This is a genomic window from Flavobacterium filum DSM 17961, assembly GCF_000425465.1.
GTDB lineage: Bacteria > Bacteroidota > Bacteroidia > Flavobacteriales > Flavobacteriaceae > Flavobacterium > Flavobacterium filum.
Genome location: NZ_KE384381.1, coordinates 311,263 through 330,687, shown reverse-complemented (window position 1 = coordinate 330,687; position 19,425 = coordinate 311,263). Strand labels below are relative to the sequence as shown.

Annotated in this window: 19 protein-coding genes; 5 read left to right on the top strand and 14 right to left on the bottom strand. The window is 33.7% G+C overall.

The annotated features are described in order from the left end of the window. Positions 1-25 precede the first annotated feature (25 nt). The 6 genes from asnS to H601_RS0114460 all read right to left on the bottom strand — a co-directional run bounded on the left by asnS (position 26) and on the right by H601_RS0114460 (position 8,755). Entirely contained in the window at positions 26-1,462 is a 1,437-nt protein-coding gene (gene asnS / locus H601_RS0114485) for an asparagine--tRNA ligase (protein ID WP_035656088.1), read from the bottom strand. Positions 1,463-1,506: 44 nt separating this feature from the next. Continuing rightward, entirely contained in the window at positions 1,507-3,918 is a 2,412-nt protein-coding gene (locus H601_RS0114480) for an efflux RND transporter permease subunit (protein WP_026712159.1), read from the bottom strand. Positions 3,919-4,022: 104 nt separating this feature from the next. Next, positions 4,023-6,503, bottom strand: a complete 2,481-nt coding sequence (locus H601_RS0114475) for a DUF5686 family protein (protein WP_026712158.1) — start codon at positions 6,501-6,503, stop codon at positions 4,023-4,025. Positions 6,504-6,574: 71 nt separating this feature from the next. Next, complete coding sequence (gene frr, locus H601_RS0114470) at positions 6,575-7,138, bottom strand: ribosome recycling factor (RefSeq protein ID WP_026712157.1); 564 nt, start codon at positions 7,136-7,138, stop codon at positions 6,575-6,577. Positions 7,139-7,185: 47 nt separating this feature from the next. Further along, complete coding sequence (pyrH, locus tag H601_RS0114465) at positions 7,186-7,893, bottom strand: UMP kinase (protein ID WP_026712156.1); 708 nt, start codon at positions 7,891-7,893, stop codon at positions 7,186-7,188. Between the two features lie 67 nt (positions 7,894-7,960). Beyond that, entirely contained in the window at positions 7,961-8,755 is a 795-nt protein-coding gene (locus tag H601_RS0114460; protein ID WP_026712155.1) for a patatin-like phospholipase family protein, read from the bottom strand. A 98-nt stretch (positions 8,756-8,853) separates the two neighbouring features. Here H601_RS0114460 and H601_RS0114455 point away from each other — a divergent pair, with 98 nt between their 5' ends. Then, the gene (locus tag H601_RS0114455; protein ID WP_026712154.1) at positions 8,854-9,468 is read left to right on the top strand and encodes a thioredoxin family protein; all 615 of its coding nucleotides are present in this window, start codon (positions 8,854-8,856) and stop codon (positions 9,466-9,468) included. Here H601_RS0114455 and H601_RS0114450 read toward each other — a convergent pair. The 7 genes from H601_RS0114450 to H601_RS0114420 all read right to left on the bottom strand — a co-directional run bounded on the left by H601_RS0114450 (position 9,460) and on the right by H601_RS0114420 (position 13,301). Further along, positions 9,460-10,083, bottom strand: coding sequence for a YiiX/YebB-like N1pC/P60 family cysteine hydrolase (locus tag H601_RS0114450; protein WP_051220774.1), 624 nt, complete (start codon positions 10,081-10,083; stop codon positions 9,460-9,462). The genes H601_RS0114455 and H601_RS0114450 overlap by 9 nt on opposite strands. Further along, a complete protein-coding gene (locus tag H601_RS0114445) occupies positions 10,080-10,415 on the bottom strand; it encodes a type II toxin-antitoxin system RelE/ParE family toxin (RefSeq protein WP_026712152.1) in 336 nt (111 codons plus the stop codon). The genes H601_RS0114450 and H601_RS0114445 overlap by 4 nt, the downstream gene beginning before the upstream one ends. Further along, the gene (locus H601_RS16570; RefSeq protein WP_156900423.1) at positions 10,391-10,555 is read right to left on the bottom strand and encodes a hypothetical protein; all 165 of its coding nucleotides are present in this window, start codon (positions 10,553-10,555) and stop codon (positions 10,391-10,393) included. Before H601_RS16570 ends, H601_RS0114445 begins: the two co-directional genes overlap by 25 nt. Positions 10,556-10,598: 43 nt before the next feature. Continuing rightward, positions 10,599-11,300, bottom strand: coding sequence for a tRNA pseudouridine(55) synthase TruB (truB, locus tag H601_RS0114435; protein ID WP_026712151.1), 702 nt, complete (start codon positions 11,298-11,300; stop codon positions 10,599-10,601). Further along, positions 11,300-12,103 carry an undecaprenyl-diphosphate phosphatase gene (locus tag H601_RS0114430; protein ID WP_026712150.1) on the bottom strand — a complete coding sequence of 268 codons (804 nt, stop codon included), beginning with the start codon at positions 12,101-12,103 and terminating at the stop codon, positions 11,300-11,302. Before H601_RS0114430 ends, truB begins: the two co-directional genes overlap by 1 nt. Positions 12,104-12,175: 72 nt before the next feature. After that, on the bottom strand, positions 12,176-12,421 hold the full coding sequence (locus H601_RS0114425; protein WP_026712149.1) for a DUF3098 domain-containing protein: 246 nt from the start codon (positions 12,419-12,421) through the stop codon (positions 12,176-12,178). Between the two features lie 4 nt (positions 12,422-12,425). Further along, a complete protein-coding gene (locus H601_RS0114420) occupies positions 12,426-13,301 on the bottom strand; it encodes a cell division protein FtsX (protein ID WP_026712148.1) in 876 nt (291 codons plus the stop codon). Positions 13,302-13,451: 150 nt separating this feature from the next. Between H601_RS0114420 and H601_RS0114415 the strand changes: the two genes are divergently transcribed. From H601_RS0114415 to H601_RS0114405, 3 genes are all read left to right on the top strand, one after another. Continuing rightward, positions 13,452-16,445: a leucine--tRNA ligase gene (locus H601_RS0114415; RefSeq protein ID WP_026712147.1), complete on the top strand. Its 2,994-nt coding sequence runs from the start codon at positions 13,452-13,454 to the stop codon at positions 16,443-16,445. Positions 16,446-16,595: 150 nt separating this feature from the next. Further along, positions 16,596-17,273, top strand: a complete 678-nt coding sequence (locus H601_RS0114410) for a hypothetical protein (protein WP_026712146.1) — start codon at positions 16,596-16,598, stop codon at positions 17,271-17,273. A gap of 70 nt (positions 17,274-17,343) precedes the next feature. Further along, positions 17,344-18,039 carry a zinc metallopeptidase gene (locus tag H601_RS0114405; RefSeq protein ID WP_026712145.1) on the top strand — a complete coding sequence of 232 codons (696 nt, stop codon included), beginning with the start codon at positions 17,344-17,346 and terminating at the stop codon, positions 18,037-18,039. 149 nt (positions 18,040-18,188) lie between these two features. Here the strand turns inward: H601_RS0114405 and H601_RS0114400 are convergent, their stop codons facing one another. Beyond that, on the bottom strand, positions 18,189-18,659 hold the full coding sequence (locus H601_RS0114400) for an Lrp/AsnC family transcriptional regulator (protein WP_026712144.1): 471 nt from the start codon (positions 18,657-18,659) through the stop codon (positions 18,189-18,191). A 166-nt stretch (positions 18,660-18,825) separates the two neighbouring features. Between H601_RS0114400 and H601_RS0114395 the strand changes: the two genes are divergently transcribed. After that, the gene (locus tag H601_RS0114395; RefSeq protein ID WP_026712143.1) at positions 18,826-19,419 is read left to right on the top strand and encodes a hypothetical protein; all 594 of its coding nucleotides are present in this window, start codon (positions 18,826-18,828) and stop codon (positions 19,417-19,419) included. Positions 19,420-19,425: the final 6 nt, after the last annotated feature.

Below are 19,425 nucleotides of genomic sequence, written 5' to 3'. Positions count from 1 at the left end.
TTGAAACTTTAAACTTGAAACAAATTTAGAATTCTGCATTCTGCGGTGTTCTCGGAAAAGGAATAACATCACGAATATTGGTCATTCCCGTTACAAAAAGCACCAAACGTTCAAATCCTAAACCAAAACCGGAATGAACAGCGGTTCCAAATCTTCGGGTGTCTAAATACCACCAAAGTTCTTTTTCGTCAATTCCTAGAGCTTTCATTTTTTCAATCAATACATCATATCGCTCTTCTCTTTGAGAACCACCTACAATTTCTCCAATTCCCGGGAATAAAATATCCATAGCACGAACCGTTTTTCCATCTTCATTTAAACGCATATAAAACGCTTTAATTTTTGCAGGATAGTCAAACAAAATTACCGGACATTTAAAATGTTTTTCAACCAAAAAGCGTTCGTGCTCACTTTGCAAATCAGCACCCCACTCTTCAATTAAATATTGAAATTTTTTCTTTTTGTTTGGTGTAGAATCCCTTAAAATATCAATCGCTTCAGTATAAGAAACACGTTTAAAATTGTTTTCTAAAACAAAATTTAATTTCTCCAACAAACTCATTTCACTGCGTTCTGCTTGAGGTTTGTTTTTTTCTTCGTCTATTAAACGTTGCTCCAAAAACTTTAAATCATCTTGGTGTTTGTTTACCGTATAGTTGATTACATATTTGATGAAATCTTCCGCCAAATCCATATTGGCGGCCAAATCATTAAATGCTACTTCAGGTTCAATCATCCAAAATTCTGCCAAATGACGAGAGGTATTTGAATTTTCAGCTCTAAAAGTTGGTCCAAATGTATACACCTGACCTAATGCCATTGCATACGTTTCGGCTTCCAATTGTCCGGAAACGGTAAGATTGGTTTCTTTGCCAAAAAAGTCTTCTTTATAATTCACTTTTCCTTCTTCGGTTCTTGGTGTATTATCAAAAGGTAACGCTGTTACTTTAAACATCTCACCCGCACCTTCTGCATCAGAACCGGTTACAATTGGTGTATTCACATAGAAAAAACCTTTTTCTTGAAAATATTGATGTACGGCAAATGCTAGAGTTGAACGAACTCTCATAATCGCACCAAAAGCATTTGTTCTGATACGTAAATGAGCATTTTCTCTTAAAAATTCAAGCGAATGTTTCTTTGGTTGCATTGGGTATTTTTCTGCATCTGAATCGCCAAGAATTTCTATCGTTGCCACCTGAACTTCAACTTTTTGTCCTGCTCCCTTACTTTCTGCTAAAGTACCGGTAAGTGAAACGGCCGCACCGGTTGTGATTCTTTTTAATATTTCTTCTGAAGTATTTTCAAAATCTACAACACATTGGATATTATTAATGGTAGAGCCATCATTCAAGGCTATAAACTGATTGTTTCTAAAAGTTCTTACCCATCCGTTTACTTTTACTTCTGATAATAGTGGGGTGCTTGTTAGTAATTCAACTACTTTAAACTGCTTTTTCATGGTGCTTAAAATTTACAATACAAATATACTAGATATAATTTTTTTTATGGTTTAGGTTGAGAATCAATTTCGTCTTCTTCTACTAAAATATCAATAGATGGAGGTAAAAATTCTTCCTCATTGGCAATTGTTTTTTCTAACGATAACAAAAGTGCCGGTAATAATAATAAGTTGGAAAGCATTGCAAATAAAAGTGTTGCAGATACTAGTCCGCCCAAGGCAACTGTTCCTCCAAAACTGGAAATCATAAATACAGAGAATCCGAAAAACAATACGATTGAAGTGTAAAACATGCTCACCCCAGTTTCTCTCAATGCATTAAAGACAGATTTTCTGATTTTCCAATTGTTGGCCTGTAATTCTTGACGGTATTTTGCTAAAAAGTGAATCGTATCATCTACCGAAATTCCAAAAGCAATACTAAAAACCAAAATAGTTGATGGCTTGATGGGAACACCTAAATATCCCATTAAACCCGCTGTAACGATTAGCGGAAGTAAATTTGGAATAAGTGAAATGACAATCATTTTAAACGAACGGAACAAGTAAGCCATAAATAAAGAAATCAAAAAGATGGCAAACAGCAGTGATAATACAAGATTGTTTACCAAGTAGGAAGTTCCTTTTTGAAAAACCAAAGCCTTTCCCGTTAAGGTAACCGTAAATTGTTCAGGAGGAAAAACTTTGTTGATTTTATCCCACAATTTTTCTTCGATTTTTTCCATTTTATCGGTACCAATGTCTTTCATAAATGTGGTAATTCGAGCATATTGCCCTGTTGAATCCACATAGCTTTTCATGAAATTCTCTTTATTGTTTTTGGTCGAATTTTTGGCATACGACAAAATGAAACTTTGCTCTTGAGCTGTTGGTAATTCGTAATAATCAGGATTACCGTTATAGTAAGCTTGTTTAGAGTATTTTACAACATTTACAATGGATACCGGTTTTGAGAGTTCAGGAATTTCATTAATGATTTCTTGTACTTCCTCCATTTTTTTTAAGGTTGAAAGCTTCATCACTCCTTTTTTTCTTTTGGTATCAATCATGATTTCCAATGGCATAACACCATCAAATTCTTTTTCAAAAAACACGATATCTTTAAAGAACCCCGCTTTTTTGGGCATATCTTCAATTAAACTTCCTGAAATTCGAATGAGATAAATACCAATAATACTAACTACTAATAAAACAATGGAAGTAGCATAAATGGTTATACTTTTATTCTTTACTGTTTTTTCAATCCAATTGACAAAAGTGGTTGTATACGTTTTATTAAGGTGCTCCAAATGTTTGTCTTTTGGCAACGGCATAAAACTATAAATGATTGGAATAATCAACAAACACAAAATGAAAAGTAGTATGATGTTGATTGAAGCTATTATTCCAAATTCAGTCAGTAATTCGCTGTCCGTAACAATAAAAGTGGCAAAACCTGCTGCAGTTGTTAAATTGGTCATTAACGTAGCGTTTCCTATTTTAGAAACCACTCGTTGTAAAGATTTTGCCTGATTGCCGTGTTTTTTGACTTCTTGTTGGTATTTGTTTATCAAAAAAATACAATTCGGAATACCAATCACAATGATTAACGGAGGAATAATTGCGGTTAAAACGGTGATCTCAAACCCTAATAATCCTAATGTTCCAAAAGCCCACATTACGCCAATAATTACCACACACATCGAAATGAAAGTAGCTCTGAAACTTCTGAAAAAGAAAAAGAAAATCAAAGAGGTAATCAATAACGCCGCTCCAATAAAAATTCCAATTTCGTCAACAATGTTTTGAGAATTTAAGGTTCTGATATAGGGCATTCCGGAAACTTTCAAATCAATTCCGGTTTGTTCTTCAAATGCTTCTACTTCTGGAATAAGCTCTTTTTCAATGAAAATTTTTCGAATACTCGTGTTGACAATTTTTTTATCCAAATATATTGCGGCACGAATAGATCCTGATTTTTTACTAAAAAGAAGTTGCTCATAAAAAGGTAAATCCTGAAGAAGTTCTTTGTGTTTTTTATCGAGATAGGATGAATCGGAAATTTTGCTTTTGTCAAAAAAGTCAACTAAATCAAATATTTCTTTGCTTTCGTTTTTTTGTAACGTTTTGAGTTTGTCAACCGATATAATCAGTTCAACTTCTTTGGATTGGTCTAGTTTATCAATCAACTTTTTCCAAGCGTCAAAATGGTTGGGATTGAAAAAAGTATTGTCGTTAACACCAATAACAATCAAATTTCCTTCCTCACCAAATTTATCTAAAAACGCTTTATATTGTTCGTTAACTTCATGATGATCCGGTAGTAGATTTGCTTCGGTGTAAGTAAATCGCATATTTTTCCATTGTAGTGCTAAAAACACTGTTAATAGAAAAATTAGGATTAGAATTGTAATTCTGTTTCTTAAAATAATTCGTGCAACTGATTCCCAAAAACCAACGCTAAACCATTTATTCATAGTCAAATTTTATCGCCTGCAAAGGTAATCATTTCAATATGAAGTAAGAATATAAAGAAAGATTTATATTCATTTTTTTGACAAAATAGCTTTGACTAATCGTATTACAATCCTAAATCTAAATTAAATGAAATTTTGATGGCGATATTGTCTTCAAATCGACTTAATTGGTTGGGTCCATATCGATAAAATCCGGCTAAACCCAGTCCCTTAAAAATTTGATTCAATTCAATTCCCGATTCAAAATAGCCTTCGTTGAGGGTTTTGTAAAATAAACCAACATGTTGTTCAGGTTTTTCCATTTCACCCCAAGCCATTCGGCTAACCAATACAAGTGTAGGTTTTATTTTATTGAATAATTCAACTCTTTTAAAACCGTGTTTGAAGTGAAACATGATGTATCTACTTGAAAAAAATTCATTAAAACGCATGGTTTCAAAACTGTTTTTACCGGCTACTGTGAGGCGTTGAAGAAGAGCTTCTTTGTCTAAATTATTTGGTGAGTTATTGTATAAATGTGTCAAAGGAACATCTCCAAAAGCCATTCCACCTTGAAACAAAAAAGAAGATTTTTGTCCGTTGACATATTTTTTTTCATATTCTATTCGACAATCTATTTTACCAAATTCAAAATCACTATTCAAAACTTCAGGAAGCGATTCTGTAAATTGAAACGTAAATTTTGGAAACCTTTTTTCGATTTCAATTTTTCCGTTTGGAGTGTGCATATAATCACTAAAAGGATTCCATTGAATGGAAACAGAAGCCGTTGTCATATAAAAGTTTGAAATCAACTTTTGACCATCAAAAAAGGCATAATCAAATAAAGGCTCAATTCGAGAGTGATTAACTTGCCAAATACTTTCTGTTTTGGGTAAAAAATTGGTTTCAATAGAGGCTTTCCACGTTTGATGATGGTAAAACGTACTCACGTTGATTGGGCGTGGGTCATAAATTTTAAATGGTCTTTTGTCTATATTAAACTTTGTACTACCAATCTCCTGAACATCATCAGTATATGAAAAACCTAACCATGTGTTAGAAAAATCACCTAATCGAGTGGCAGCACCAATATGATACTTTAGTTCTTCATCTTTTAGTCCATAAGCTAGGTAACCATCAAATTTGTATTTTTTTGAAAAACGTTCGTTGGTCACCCCGCCAATGCCAAATCGAAATCCTTCATAATTGTTGTAACTAATTAAATAACGCAAGTCAAAATCAAAAAATTTAACCGGTAAATAACCGTTTATAATTTTTCTTCCGAAGAAAAGTTTGGCATTAATTCCTTTAAAAAAGGCTAAACTGTCTTTTACAGCAAACGTATTTCGGTCTCTTTTTGTAAAATATTCTTTTCTGTTTTGTATCCAAAATGCAGTATCTTTTTTTGCAGCCTCTTCACTAATTTCAATGGCTACAGAATTTCTATCAATAGAAATAGATTGGTTAATTTTTTGATCATAAAAGAATGTTTTGGAATGAAGATAGGTAAAATCGGAGGCTTTTTTTTCTCGTTTGGTGCCCAATTCATCGTATTCTCCTTCAAATTCAATGGTTCCGCCTAGTATTTTTATTGGGTCATCATTTTTCCCTTTCACAATTTTTAATTCGTAACTGGATGGAAACCATAAATTTTCGTCTGATAGATACTCAAATTCATGGACTGCAGTTAAATCGATTATACCTCTAACCCGCATTATGGCTTTTGCAATAGCATAATTTCCGATGTCAATATAAAGTAAGCCTTCTAACCCTTTTTTATTGATTTCTTTTTTATTTTTAAAATGAACCAAAGCCGTTTTTCGATTATAAAAAGTTATTGTATCTAACAATTCAAAATCATAATCGCGTAATCCAGATGTAGAAATCGGATTTACATATTTAGTTTCTAACAGTTCATAACGAGGTTCATAAACAGAATAGGATTGAAGGTTAAAACCAATAATTTCATAAATCGGACTTTTAAAACCCGACATTTGAGAGCCTAAGACCGTTTCTTTAAATTTTAAGTTGCTAAACTGAAACAAAGAAACTTTTTCAGTAACAAAAAAATGTTGTTTGCTTATTAATCTTTTTAATTTTAAATCGGTTGAATCAATTTTTGTTTTTTGGTGTTTGATAATCGTATCAATTTTTCCTTTAATAGAGTCTGCATGTGCGGTAACAACAATTTTGTTGTAGCCTTTAAATTGAAAGTCTGAAAGCTTTTTTTTGGGATTATTTTGATTACTTAATGAAAAAACCTTTTGCGTAAAAGCTTTTGATTCTTCTTCTTGTTTCTTTAATTCAATTGGATTTAAATTTGGGGTTTTCGATAAAAATATTGATAAATGAATTGTTTTATCAATAATAAATTCTTTGCTTTTTCGGTTCAAATAAGAAACAACCATTTTCTCACCCGGTGTTGATGTAATCAGTTCAAATTTTCCGGTTACATCTGCAATAGTTGTTCTTCCGGATGAAGATTGAATCGTGGCAAATGGCAATGGTTTTTTGGTTACATCATCTTTTATAATTCCGTTAACTCTAAATTGTGCTTGTGCAACAATTGAGTAAAAAAGGAAGAATAAAACGAAGTGTTTCATGTTTTTAAATAATGCGGATAACAAAGGTACTTTATAAAAGCAAAAAATCCACTTTTAAAGTGGATTTCGATTTATACTTTCATGATTTCTGCTTCTTTGACAGCTAAAATATCATCTATTTTTTTGATGAATGTATCAGTTAGTTTTTGAATGGTTTCTTCGGCAGATTTACAAATGTCTTCCGAAGTACCGTTTTTTTCTTCTTTTTTAATATCGGTATTGGCATCTTTTCTAGCATTTCTGATCCCGATTTTAGCATCCTCTGCTTCAGATTTGGCTTGTTTTACCAAATCTCTGCGGCGTTCTTCCGTTAATGGCGGTACTGAAATGATGATGTTATCACCATTATTCATAGGGTTAAAGCCTAAATTGGCAATCATAATAGCTTTTTCAATAGGATGCAACATGCTTTTTTCCCAAGGTGTAACCGTGATGGTTCTAGCATCCGGCACATTGATATTGGCTACTTGCGAAAGTGGTGTTTGCGAACCATAATAATCAACAAAAACTCCACCCAACATTTGTGGGGTAGCTTTTCCGGCACGTATATTTAAAAATTCTTTTTCTAAATGAGCAATCGAACCATTCATGTGTTCTTTTGCAGTATCAATGATAAAATCTATTTCTTCTGTCATGATAGTATTTTTTAAAACGTAATCAATTATTCAAAAATAAAGTCAAATTAAATCGTAACGGTAGTACCAATGGTTTCTCCGTTGCAAACTTTAAGCAAGTTACCTTCTTTATTCATATCAAACACAATAATAGGTAATTTATTTTCTTGACTTAATGTAAATGCGGTGGTATCCATTACATTTAAACCTTTGCTCAACACTTCTTCAAACGAAATATAATCGAATTTAACAGCATCTTTGTTTTTTTCCGGATCAGCATTGTACACACCGTCAACTCGGGTTCCTTTTAAAATGACATCAGCACCCACTTCAACTCCTCTTAAAACCGCTGCAGTATCAGTTGTAAAGTATGGATTCCCTGTTCCCGCACCAAAAATAACAATTCTACCTTTTTCTAAATGGCGAACCGCTCTTCTCTTGATATAAGGTTCTGCAATCGCTTCAATTTTTAAAGCAGTTTGCAAACGAGTCAACATTCCAGCTTCTTCCAAGGCTCCTTGTAACGCCATTCCGTTGATTACGGTAGCTAACATTCCCATATAATCACCTTGCACTCTGTCCATTCCGTTACTTGCTCCGGCTACACCTCTAAATATATTTCCACCACCAATAACGATGGCAATTTCCACTCCTAAATCGTGAATTTGTTTGATTTCTTGAGCATATTCTGCCAGTCTTTTCGGGTCAATTCCATACTGTCTTTCACCCATCAACGCTTCACCACTTAATTTTAGAAGTATTCTTTTATATTTCATCGAATTGTTTTTTTGTGGTGCAAATATAAAGAAATATTGATTTTGACCACATAAAAATCAGAGTTGTTTACCGATTTTCGATGACCGATTGAAATTCGGGAAATGTTTTTTTGGCCGCTTCATATCCATGGTTAAAAATGATTTCCATTTTAGCTTTATTGGTTTCAAAAGTGCCAAAATTTGATAATTCTTCAGGTTCTATCACCCAATCACATAAGGTAAATTTTTGCATAGTAGTATTCGCGGTCAATAAATCAAAAGCTCTTGAAGTAACCGCTTTAATCGAATTCAAATCTTTGGCTTCAATTTTTTGAATCGGACTTACATAAACGCCAATGATACGGTCACATCTTCCTTGTAAAATGTCAATGGGAAAATGATTCAAAATTCCACCATCACTATATAAATTACCCTCAATTTGATAGGGTGAAATAATTCCCGGAAAAGCACTCGAAGCCAAAATCGCATCAACTATTTTGGTGTTCAAATCAAATATTTTTAATTTGCCTTTTACCAAATCAGTAGCTGTGATATGAATAGGAATTTTTAAATCACCAATTAATCTATCACCAAAAATATCGTAAAAATATTTTTTAAATGATTCACTGTCAATAATTCCGGCTTTTGAAAAAGTGAAATGCTTCCAATGAAAAAAATAAATCGATTGGAAAAAATTCAATATTTCATCCGGTTTCATACCAAAACTATACAAAGCAGCCACAATAGAACCGGCACTTGTACCGGCAATTTGATTAGGCTTTATGTTTTGTTCTTCCAAAAATTGCAATACACCGGCGTGGGCTAATCCTTTTGAACCACCGCCGGATAAAACTAAACCGATGTTTTTTGTATTAATCTCCATATTGATTCTTTCAAAAGTACGCTATTTCATTCAAATGTGATGAATGTTACGAACGGAAAGCAAAATAAATTTTACTTTTGTACCGTAAATTAAAAATCATGCAAGAGATTATTAAAAATAGTTTAGCAAATAGTTTTACTTATGCTGATTATCGTAAGCAAGTTACCGATTTATTGAAAGAAGGCAAATCAACAGGAAATGAGCAATCGGAAGCCTTAACTAAATATAGCGAACTGAATGAAGTTCGAATGAATCGTTTGGAGAAAACCATTCAAATAACAAATGAAGTTACACAATCATTACAAAATTTACAATCTCATTACATTTGGTTGGTGATTTCTGAAGGATGGTGTGGCGATGCTGCTCAATTGGTGCCCATTATCCACAAAATGGCAGAACTTTCAGAAAAAATTGATTTTAGAATTGTATTGCGTGATGAAAACGAAGCATTGATGAATCAGTTTTTAACCAATGGCGGGAAAGCCATCCCGAAATTATTGATTTTGGATGCCGAAACCTTAACGGTTCTGAGCGATTGGGGACCTCGACCGGAAGGAGCTAAAAATTTAATTTTAGACTACAAAGCTCAATATGGTGTTGTAGATGAAACGGCTAAAACCGAATTGCAAAAGTGGTATTTGCATGATAAAGGCGTAAGTACGCAAAATGAAATTATGGCTTTGGTTGAAAAAGTTGAAAAGCAATTAGTTTAACTTACCAATTATTTTAATTTTGTCAGAAGTAGAAATTCCCCCAGGGTTGCAACCTAGTTCACCCTCCGGAATTTCTATTTTTTGGTTTTGATAATATTCTACCCAAGCCGGAAAAAATTCTTTCGATTCAGGTTGTTTGAAAGTCATCGGTTGTAATTCAAAAAAAGGTTCGCCGTAAGCATTTAAAAAAGCATCATAAATCAACTCGGAACAATAATATTTTCCGTTATCGTATAGATAATCATCGTCATACGGAATTCCGATTTGCTGTTTGGAAAACGAAATCACTTTTGGAATAAGTTTTTTGTATTTCGATTTTACTCTTCCAATAAACATCGTGGTTTGTGTGTTTTTTGAGAATTGTTCCAGCGTTACTTTTCGAACGGCATTTCCGGCTGCTTCGATGATGAAAATAGAATCATTTTCGATAACAACTAAGCCTAAATGACTAAAATCATTGCCATCAAAACCTTTGGTTACGGCATGAATAGCATCACACAATTCGCCACAATTCATTTTTTGAAATAATAAATCGCCGGTTTTTAATTTAGTTGATTGTCCAAAAACAAAAAAAGTAACTAGAAGAAAAACAGAGGAAAGTAAATTGCGAATCATGGTTTTATTTTTCTAACTTGTTTGATGATTTTTGGCGAACGACTTCCGTGAAAAGCTCGTAACACTTCAATTTTGTTTGCTCGAATGCGATAGATTATCAAATAAGAACCTAAAATGATATTTCGGTAAATTTTGGTATTGGTTTCCAAATGACGACATTCGGGATGAAGTAGGTATTGGGTTTCGAGGTTGTCAAGTAATCGATAAATTTCATCAATAAAACTTTCAGCTAATTTTTGACCAAAAGTAGCTTCTCCATATTCGTAAATATCAAGTAAATCTATAGTGTCAAACGGAGTGGAAGTAATTACTTTTTTCTTTGTAATCTCCATTCGTTAAATTTTCGTTTAGATTCTTCTAAAGTCATAAATTCACCCTCTTCCGCTTCTTTAATAAGCGAAACAAATTCTTCCTGCGACATTGGTTTGCCTGGAGTTGCTAAGTTTTTAGATTTATCTTTTGATGTTTTCATGGCTATTAATTGAATAGTAAAGATACGAAAAAAATAATGGTTTTTATTTTTTCAATAAATTGGATTCAAAATTCTCCGGTGAAACAGCATTTTCAACCGAATAATCACCAATTTTTGTACGTCGTAAAACTGTTAAATGAGCACCGGAATTTAGAGCTTTTCCAAAATCATGAGCCAACGAACGAATGTAAGTTCCTTTGCTGCAAACTACTCTAAAATCAACTTCGGGCAAGGCTATTCTTGTAATTTCAAATTCGTGAATGGTTGTTTTTCGGCTTTGCATTTCTACTTCAGCACCGGCACGAGCGTGTTCATACATGCGAATACCGTCTTTTTTGATGGCTGAAAAAACTGGTGGTTTTTGGTCAATTTCGCCAATAAATTGTGGCAAAATTTGATAGATTAAAGATTCGTTAATATGATCAATTGAAAAATTTTCATCAATTTCAGTTTCTAAATCATAAGATGGAGTAGTGGCACCAAGTTTAAAAGTTCCGGTATATTCTTTGGCTTGACCTTGAATTTCGGTGATGCGTTTGGTGAATTTTCCGGTACAAACAATTAATAAACCCGTAGCCAAAGGATCGAGTGTTCCCGCATGACCAATTTTAAATTTTTTAGAAAGACCTAAATTTCGAATCAAAGCATACTTGAGTTTATTCACTGCTTGAAAAGACGACCATTTTAAGGGTTTGTCAATCAAAAGCACTTGTCCTTCTAAAATTTCTTCGGGTGTTTTGGTCATTAGTTTACAGAAAAATAAATCAATAAAAGCACACCTACTATAATACGATAATAGCCCCACGGTTTAAAACCGTATTTTTTGATGACTTCAATAAACAATTTGATAGCCAAAACAGCTACCACAAACGCAATGGCATTTCCAATTAAAAAGAATTTGAAATTATTCCCTTCTAAAAGGAGTTCGTATCCTTTAAGTTGACTTACTTCGTACGTTTTTAAGAATAAGGAATAAACGGTTACGGCCAACATGGTTGGAACGGCTAAGAAAAAGGAAAACTCAGCTGCCACAGCACGCGTTAAACCTTGTTGCATGCCACCAATAATTGAAGCGGCACTTCTACTGGTGCCTGGCATCATGGCTAAACATTGCCAAAAACCAATAGTTACCGCTTTCTTGAGGGTAATTTCTTCTTCGGTTACAACTGTAGGATTTTGGAATTTTTTATCGATAAAAAGTAAAACGATACCTCCTAAAATTAAAACTATCGCAATCGGAATTGGATTTCCTAAAACCGCATCTATTTTGTCATCAAATAATTTTCCTAAAACCAATGCCGGAACCACTGCTGCGGCCAACTTGATATAAAAATTAAATTTAGAGAAGTTAAAAAACTTTCGCCAATACAAAAAGACAACAGCTAAAATGGCTCCAAATTGAATGGAAACTTGAAATAATTTGACAAAATCATCTTCTTGAATCCCAAAAAAGGAACTCGTAAAAATCATGTGAGCCGTTGAAGAAACCGGAAGATATTCGGTTAAACCTTCAATTATGGCGATAAGTATTGCGTGTAATAAATCCATTGGAAGTAGATTGTTAGATTGTAAGATTGTTGGATTATCAGATTATCTAAAATCTAATAATCTAAAAATCTGTTAATCCTTTTTAGGGTTTTTCAAAATAGCATAAATCACTACGCCAAATCCGGCCAAAACTACTGTTGGTGCTACTTTTATTCTTCTAGCATCAAAAATCGCTTCACTAAAAACTTTTGGGTCATCACTACCGCCACCACTCATCAAAATAAAACCTAAGGTAATAATGGCAATACCAATTAATAGAATTTTATAATTTACTTTTTCAAACAGAAATTCCTGTTTTTGTTCGTTCTTATTGCTCATATTTTTAGTATAAATCGTCTGTTCTAAGGTTCAAGAATTTTTGAGTAGCAAAGAAAGTACTGAACCAGGAAATTAAGATTCCCAATACCAATACACCTAATAAAACAGCACCAATCATTATTTGGTTTTCTAAAATTCCCAATTTAGGGAAATTACTATCGATGTAAAATAATACACCCACAATACCCATTATAGCCAATAAAGCACCTACAATTCCTAATTTGATGCTTCGCATGATAAAAGGTTTGCGAATAAACGATTTAGTCGCCCCCACCATTTGCATGGTTTTGATGATAAATCGGTTAGAATAAATGGATAATCGCATGGAACTATTGATTAAAAGCACTGCAATTAATGCCAAAAATCCGGCAATTATTAACATCCAAAACGTAATTTTTTTGACATTATCGTTAACTAAATCTACTAAATGTTTATCATAAACGATGTCAGAAATCATTTTATTTTGTTTGAAATCTTGTTCAATTTTTTTGATGCTATCCGCTTGAACAAAATCGGCTTTGAGATGAATATCATATGAATTTTGCAACGGATTAAATCCTAAAAACTGCATGAAATCCTCGCCAATAATATCTTTATGTTTAGAAGCGGCCGTTTCTTTGGATACAAAAGTATCGGTTTTTACAAAGGATGAAGCTTTTAGTTTTTCACCAAAAGCTTTCAAAATACTATCGCTGGCAGCATCTTTAAAATAAACCGACATTGGAATTTCTTCCTTGAAATCATCGGATAATTTTTTGGAATTAATCACAAATAAACTCAATAAACCCAACAAAAAAAGTACTAAAAAAACACTTAATACTACTGAAAAATAGGAGGAAATGAGTCGTCTTCTTTGATACTTTTCGTATGATGATGCCATAAAAAATAGTTTAAGCCGTAAAATTAAAAAAGAAATTGGTTAAACCACAGTTTATAACGATGAAAGTTTTGAGTTTAGTACAATAAACGTAAATTTGCCCTTTAAAAAACCTTAGCAACTCAGAAACTCAGTTCCTCAGCACCTCAAAATATGAAATACTTCCACGAACAAATCGAAGCCAAATGGCAAGAAAATTGGGCTAAAAACCTAACCTTTGCCGCAAAAAACAATTCAGATAAACCAAAATATTATGTATTGGATATGTTTCCTTATCCATCCGGAGCAGGCTTGCATGTAGGACATCCGCTGGGATACATTGCTTCTGATATTGTGGCTCGTTACAAAAGACACAAAGGTTTTAATGTGCTACATCCGCAAGGTTATGACTCATTCGGACTTCCGGCAGAGCAATATGCCATTCAAACCGGACAACATCCGGAAAAAACAACCAAAGAGAATATCGCTCGTTACCGGGAACAATTAGATAAAATCGGTTTTTCATTTGATTGGAGTAGAGAAGTACGTACCTCTAATCCGGAATATTACAAATGGACACAATGGATTTTCATTCAATTGTTTGAATCGTATTATTGCAAACAAGCCAATAAAGCATTTCCAATTTCTGAATTGGTAAAAGTTTTTGAAGCCGAAGGAAATGCCAATGTAGATTTGGTTTGTGATGATGGAGTCGAACTGTTTACAGCTGCTGAATGGAATTCCTTCTCAACCGAAAAACAACAAGAAATTCTTCTACAATATCGCTTAACCTATTTAGCCGAAACGGAAGTAAACTGGTGTCCTGCTTTAGGAACTGTTTTAGCCAATGACGAAATTGTAAACGGTGTTTCAGAACGTGGTGGCCATCCCGTAATTCGTAAAAAAATGACCCAATGGAGTATGCGAATTTCTGCCTATGCTGAGCGTTTATTGCAAGGTTTGGATACGATTGATTGGAGCGAATCTATCAAAGAATCACAACGAAATTGGATTGGGAAGAGTGTGGGAGCTTCTGTAAAGTTTCAGGTTTCAAGTTCCAAGTTTCAGGTTGAGGTGTTTACCACCCGACCCGACACCATCTTCGGAGTCACTTTCATGACCCTCGCACCTGAGCACGAATTGGTTTCGCAAATCACTACTCCCGAACAAAAAGCAGCCGTCGAAGCGTATGTGGAAGCTACTGCCAAACGTTCCGAAAGAGAGCGAATGGCTGATGTAAAAACCATTTCCGGTGTTTTTACGGGAGCGTATGCTGAACATCCGTTTACGAAAGAACCCATTCCGATTTGGATTGGCGATTATGTGTTAGCTGGATACGGAACCGGAGCCGTAATGGCCGTTCCTTGTGGGGATGAACGCGATTATGCCTTCGCTAATTTCTTCAAAGGAAAAGAAGGAATGCCTGAAATTAAAAACATTTTTAATCAAGATATATCCGAAGCGGCTTATGCCGAAAAAGGCGGATTTGAATTGGTCAACTCCGATTTCTTAAACGGATTGGATTATAAAGAAGGAACTAAAAAAGCCATCGAAGCTTTAGAACAAATTGGTCAAGGAAAAGGAAAAACCAATTACCGTTTGCGTGATGCGGTTTTCTCTCGCCAACGCTATTGGGGCGAACCGTTTCCGGTGTATTATGTCAATGGTTTACCCCAAATGATTGAGGTGAAACATTTACCGATTATTTTACCGGAAGTAGAGAAATATTTACCTACCGAAGACGGACAACCACCCTTAGGAAATGCTACGCATTGGGCGTGGGATGTTGAAAAGTTGTCGGTTGTCAGTTGTCAGTTGATAGATAATGTAAAAGTTTTTCCGTTGGAATTGAACACCATGCCGGGTTGGGCAGGTTCATCCTGGTATTGGATGCGGTATATGGATGCTCACAACGAAAACGAATTTGCCGGCCAAGATGCCTTAAACTATTGGGAAAATGTAGATTTATATATTGGTGGTAGCGAACACGCCACCGGACATTTATTGTACTCCCGTTTTTGGAATAAATTCCTAAAAGACCGCGGTTTCATCACACCTGAGGAACCTTTTAAAAAGTTAATAAATCAAGGGATGATTTTGGGGATGAGTGCTTACATTTATGGAGTTTGGGTTAGTTTCTCCTATAAGAATAATACAAATTCTTTTGATTTGAATAGAATGGCGGAACCTGTTGAAAGACCATTTTTCTATCTTTTATCGAAAGAAAAATATGAGTTACTTATAAAAGAAAATGATTTTTCAGAAATTGAAAATTGGTTAGAAAAAAAATATTCAAAATATAAAGAGGCGTCTCAAATAACTAGTGGATTTGCCTTTTCTACAACTTTAGCACATATAAGAGTTCCTGTTAGTTTAGTTAATCTTTCTGATGAAATTTCTATCAATGAATTAAAAAATTATCAAGAACAATTTGATTCAATTGTAAACCTTAATGGAGATATTTATAAAACTGGGAGAGAAGTTGAAAAAATGTCAAAATCTTTTCTTAACGTAGTCAACCCAGATGACATTTGCAACCAATACGGAGCCGACACTTTACGTTTATACGAAATGTTCCTCGGTCCGTTAGAGCAAGCCAAACCTTGGAATACCGCCGGAATTACCGGTGTTTCCGGTTTCCTAAAAAAATTATGGCGTTTGTATTTTGATGATAATGGTTTAATCGTAACTAATGATGAGCCAACCGCAGAAATGTACAAATCACTGCACAAAACCATCAAAAAAGTAACGGAAGACATCGAGAATTTCTCATTCAACACTTCGGTTTCGCAATTTATGATTTGTGTGAACGAATTGGCTCAGTTGAAATGCAACCACCGAAAAATTTTAGAACCGTTGGCTATTTTGGTTTCGCCGTATGCTCCGCATATTGCCGAAGAATTATGGAATCAATTGGGTCACGAAGGTTCAATTTCTACCGTTGCTTTCCCCATTTTTGAAGAAAAATATTTAGTAGAATCAGAAAAAGAATATCCGGTTTCGTTCAACGGAAAAATGCGATTTACCATCAAATTACCATTGGATTTAACCGCTGCACAAATTGAAGAAATTGTCATGGCAGATGAACGAACCCATGCTCAATTGCAAGGAAGAACGCCAAATAAGGTGATTATAGTGCCGGGGAAAATTATTAACTTGGTAGGGTAGTCTAGCCATTAAAATGAATGCCACAAATGGAATTTAGGTTCGGTTTGTGGCATTTTTTTGATAACAATTTCTAATAAAATCTTAAAGTAAAGCTTACCAAAATTATTATTTCATACTTTTATATTTTAAACACTTAAAACATTAATTTACATGAAAAAGACTGTTTTTGCACTTTTGTTTTTCTCTTTTGGAACACTTTTGGCTCAAGAAGAATCTAAACCAAAAGATTCAACTTGCACAGATAAAGTCAAGATTAATATGAGTTTCGGTTTTAATGTTCTGGCAAATGATGCGTTTAATCTCAATAAAAAACTTCGAAGTCAAAATATTACAGAACTAAACGAAACCATTCCTTCTTTAGTCTTAGGATTAGATTTTTTTGGTGAAAAAATGTCCGGCGATATTGAATTTGGTTTTTTATATTCCAATCCTGACCAAAATAGTGTAGAAATTTTGCAGGTAGGCTTTGACATTAGAAGTAAAGTACACTATAATGTGGTAAATAAAGAAAAATTTGCTTTTACAACAGGTTTGTCATTGGCGTTTACTACGAATGAAATTGATATCTTTTCTAAATCAAACACTATTGATTTAAATGATTTGAATCCTAATAACAATAGCGGTCACATCAGTTTAACGAATCAAATGTTTTATGCCGGTCCATCATTTTCGCTTTATTTGTTTAAAAAATCTTTTCCAATAAAAGTGAATGCAGGTTATGAGTTTGGTTTAACAAGGGGAAGATATAAATCAGATTTTGGTTCTGTAATCAATAATATAAAAGAAAACGGAAACAATCGTTTTGTGTTTGGATTTGTAATTTTATAACTATGTCATTCTGGCACATTATAATTTTGGCTCAGGATTTGATGATGAAAATGTATAAATAATAAAAAAAATGATAGGATATTATATTTTAATTGGTGCAATTGCTTTAGTGAGTTGGTTAGTGAGTAATCAATTGAAGAAAAAATTTGATTTTTACTCTAAAGTACAATTGCGTAATGGTATGAGCGGTGCAGAAATTGCTCAACGGATGTTAGAAGATCATGGGATTTATGATGTAAAAGTTATTTCAACACCGGGAAGATTGACGGATCACTATAATCCGGCAGATAAAACAGTAAATCTGAGTGAAGCAGTTTATAATCAACGAAACGCTGCTGCTGCTGCAGTAGCGGCACACGAAGTTGGGCACGCGGTTCAACATGCAACAGCTTATGAATGGTTAACCATGCGTTCAAAATTAGTACCTGTTGTAAGTGTTTCATCCGGTATGTCGCAATGGTTGGTAATTGGAGGATTGATTTTAGGAGCAGCTTCCGGCAGTGCGTTCGGATTTTATATTGCTGTAGCCGGTTTAATTTTAATGGCTTTGGCCACTACATTTAGTTTTATAACACTTCCTGTTGAGTATGACGCGAGTAATAGAGCATTAGCATGGTTGAAAAAAGCGAATATGGTAGGTCAACAAGAATATGAAGGAGCTCAAGATGCCTTAAAATGGGCGGCTAGAACCTACTTAGTAGCGGCAATTGGTGCGTTAGCATCCTTGTTATACTGGGCTCTTCAAGTATTTGGCTCGAGAGATTAAATAATAAATTACTGATGAAAATCCGTTACGAAAGTGACGGATTTTTTTTGAATAATTGAGACCTATTTGAAGTAAAAAAATTAGGCTAAACGTGAAACCTGACTCAAGGCGAAGCCGAACAGAGCGAAGCTAAACCCGAAACCAAAAAATTACAACTGAATCTGCCTTTCAATCTGTTGTTCTAACGAAATAAACGTTTCGGTTCTTGAAACGCCATCAATAGGTTGAATTTTTTTGTTTAGTAACTGCATTAAGTGTTCATTGTCTTTGCAAATTACTTTGATAAGAATACTCCAATTTCCGGTGGTGTAATGACATTCTAAGACTTCCGGAATTTTTTTTAATTCTCTTACTGCATCAGCATTGTTGGATGCCTTGTCAAGATAAACGCCTATAAATGACATAGTTTTATAACCCAAAACTTTATGATTAATCACAAATTTTGAACCTGAAATTACACCTGCATCTTCCAATTTTCGTAAGCGTTGATGAATAGCTGCCCCGGAAATACCAATTCGATTCGCAATTTGTAAAATCGGTTTCCGAGCATCTTCCATTAAATCACGAAGGATTTCTTTGTCTAATCCATCTATTTCAATTTCAAGTGAGTTAACTTTCATGATTTATAAAATTAAGTAAAATTAAAATTTTAATTCAAGTTTTTGCTAATTTATTAATTTTTAATTAAAAAAATAAACTTTTAAAACAATCTCGAATTTATTTAAATAGGATGCTAACGAAAAATCCACTAAATTTGTTCATCTACTATCTTTAAAAATAATCGTCATGAGCAGAATTTTCTCCATCTTCTTCATTCTAGTTTTTGTATTAGGAAATGCTCAAACGGCTTCAAAAGATAGTCTTCCTGCTTCTATCAATGGAAATTTGAATCAACAATTTGACTATGTTTTTCAAAAATCAAATAGTTTTCAAGAGTATAAAGTCATCAAAAAAGAATATTTTACTTTGTTGAAAAGGAATAGCACTGATTCTGTAAATCGATTTAAAAAAGAATTGGAGCAATTAAAAGGAAATTTTTTAGCTTACGATAAAAATTTGCAATCGTTAAAAGATACTTTGGCTACCACAAAATCTACATTAAAAGAAGTGAAAAACGCTCAAAACAGTATGAATTTTTTGGGTATTTCTGTCGCCAAATCCAGTTATAGTATGATTATGTGGGCAATTGTTTTGGTATTATTATTTCTAGTCCTATTTATTTTGTTCCGTTATAAAAGTGCAAAAACGATAACCAATGAATCGCTACGCAATTTTGAAAAATTGGAAGAAGATTTTGAAGACTTCAAACGAAAATCCCTAGAAAAAGAACAAAAGTTAGGTCGTCAATTACAAGACGAAATCAATAAACATAAAAAGTAAAACGGT

What these genes read in the sequence shown, in the direction of transcription:
- H601_RS0114410 (WP_026712146.1), top strand. Translation starts at nt 16,596, where the DNA reads ATGAAAAAGACTGTTTTTGCACTTTTGTTTTTCTCTTTTGGAACACTT.
- H601_RS0114445 (WP_026712152.1), bottom strand. Translation starts at nt 10,415, where the DNA reads ATGGAGATTACAAAGAAAAAAGTAATTACTTCCACTCCGTTTGACACT.
- H601_RS0114415 (WP_026712147.1), top strand. Translation starts at nt 13,452, where the DNA reads ATGAAATACTTCCACGAACAAATCGAAGCCAAATGGCAAGAAAATTGG.
- H601_RS0114455 (WP_026712154.1), top strand. Translation starts at nt 8,854, where the DNA reads ATGCAAGAGATTATTAAAAATAGTTTAGCAAATAGTTTTACTTATGCT.
- H601_RS0114420 (WP_026712148.1), bottom strand. Translation starts at nt 13,301, where the DNA reads ATGGCATCATCATACGAAAAGTATCAAAGAAGACGACTCATTTCCTCC.
- H601_RS0114475 (WP_026712158.1), bottom strand. Translation starts at nt 6,503, where the DNA reads ATGAAACACTTCGTTTTATTCTTCCTTTTTTACTCAATTGTTGCACAA.
- H601_RS16570 (WP_156900423.1), bottom strand. Translation starts at nt 10,555, where the DNA reads ATGAAAACATCAAAAGATAAATCTAAAAACTTAGCAACTCCAGGCAAA.
- H601_RS0114405 (WP_026712145.1), top strand. Translation starts at nt 17,344, where the DNA reads ATGATAGGATATTATATTTTAATTGGTGCAATTGCTTTAGTGAGTTGG.
- H601_RS0114430 (WP_026712150.1), bottom strand. Translation starts at nt 12,103, where the DNA reads ATGGATTTATTACACGCAATACTTATCGCCATAATTGAAGGTTTAACC.
- H601_RS0114480 (WP_026712159.1), bottom strand. Translation starts at nt 3,918, where the DNA reads ATGAATAAATGGTTTAGCGTTGGTTTTTGGGAATCAGTTGCACGAATT.
- H601_RS0114450 (WP_051220774.1), bottom strand. Translation starts at nt 10,083, where the DNA reads ATGATTCGCAATTTACTTTCCTCTGTTTTTCTTCTAGTTACTTTTTTT.
- truB (WP_026712151.1), bottom strand. Translation starts at nt 11,300, where the DNA reads ATGACCAAAACACCCGAAGAAATTTTAGAAGGACAAGTGCTTTTGATT.
- H601_RS0114395 (WP_026712143.1), top strand. Translation starts at nt 18,826, where the DNA reads ATGAGCAGAATTTTCTCCATCTTCTTCATTCTAGTTTTTGTATTAGGA.
- pyrH (WP_026712156.1), bottom strand. Translation starts at nt 7,893, where the DNA reads ATGAAATATAAAAGAATACTTCTAAAATTAAGTGGTGAAGCGTTGATG.
- H601_RS0114400 (WP_026712144.1), bottom strand. Translation starts at nt 18,659, where the DNA reads ATGAAAGTTAACTCACTTGAAATTGAAATAGATGGATTAGACAAAGAA.
- frr (WP_026712157.1), bottom strand. Translation starts at nt 7,138, where the DNA reads ATGACAGAAGAAATAGATTTTATCATTGATACTGCAAAAGAACACATG.
- H601_RS0114425 (WP_026712149.1), bottom strand. Translation starts at nt 12,421, where the DNA reads ATGAGCAATAAGAACGAACAAAAACAGGAATTTCTGTTTGAAAAAGTA.
- H601_RS0114460 (WP_026712155.1), bottom strand. Translation starts at nt 8,755, where the DNA reads ATGGAGATTAATACAAAAAACATCGGTTTAGTTTTATCCGGCGGTGGT.
- asnS (WP_035656088.1), bottom strand. Translation starts at nt 1,462, where the DNA reads ATGAAAAAGCAGTTTAAAGTAGTTGAATTACTAACAAGCACCCCACTA.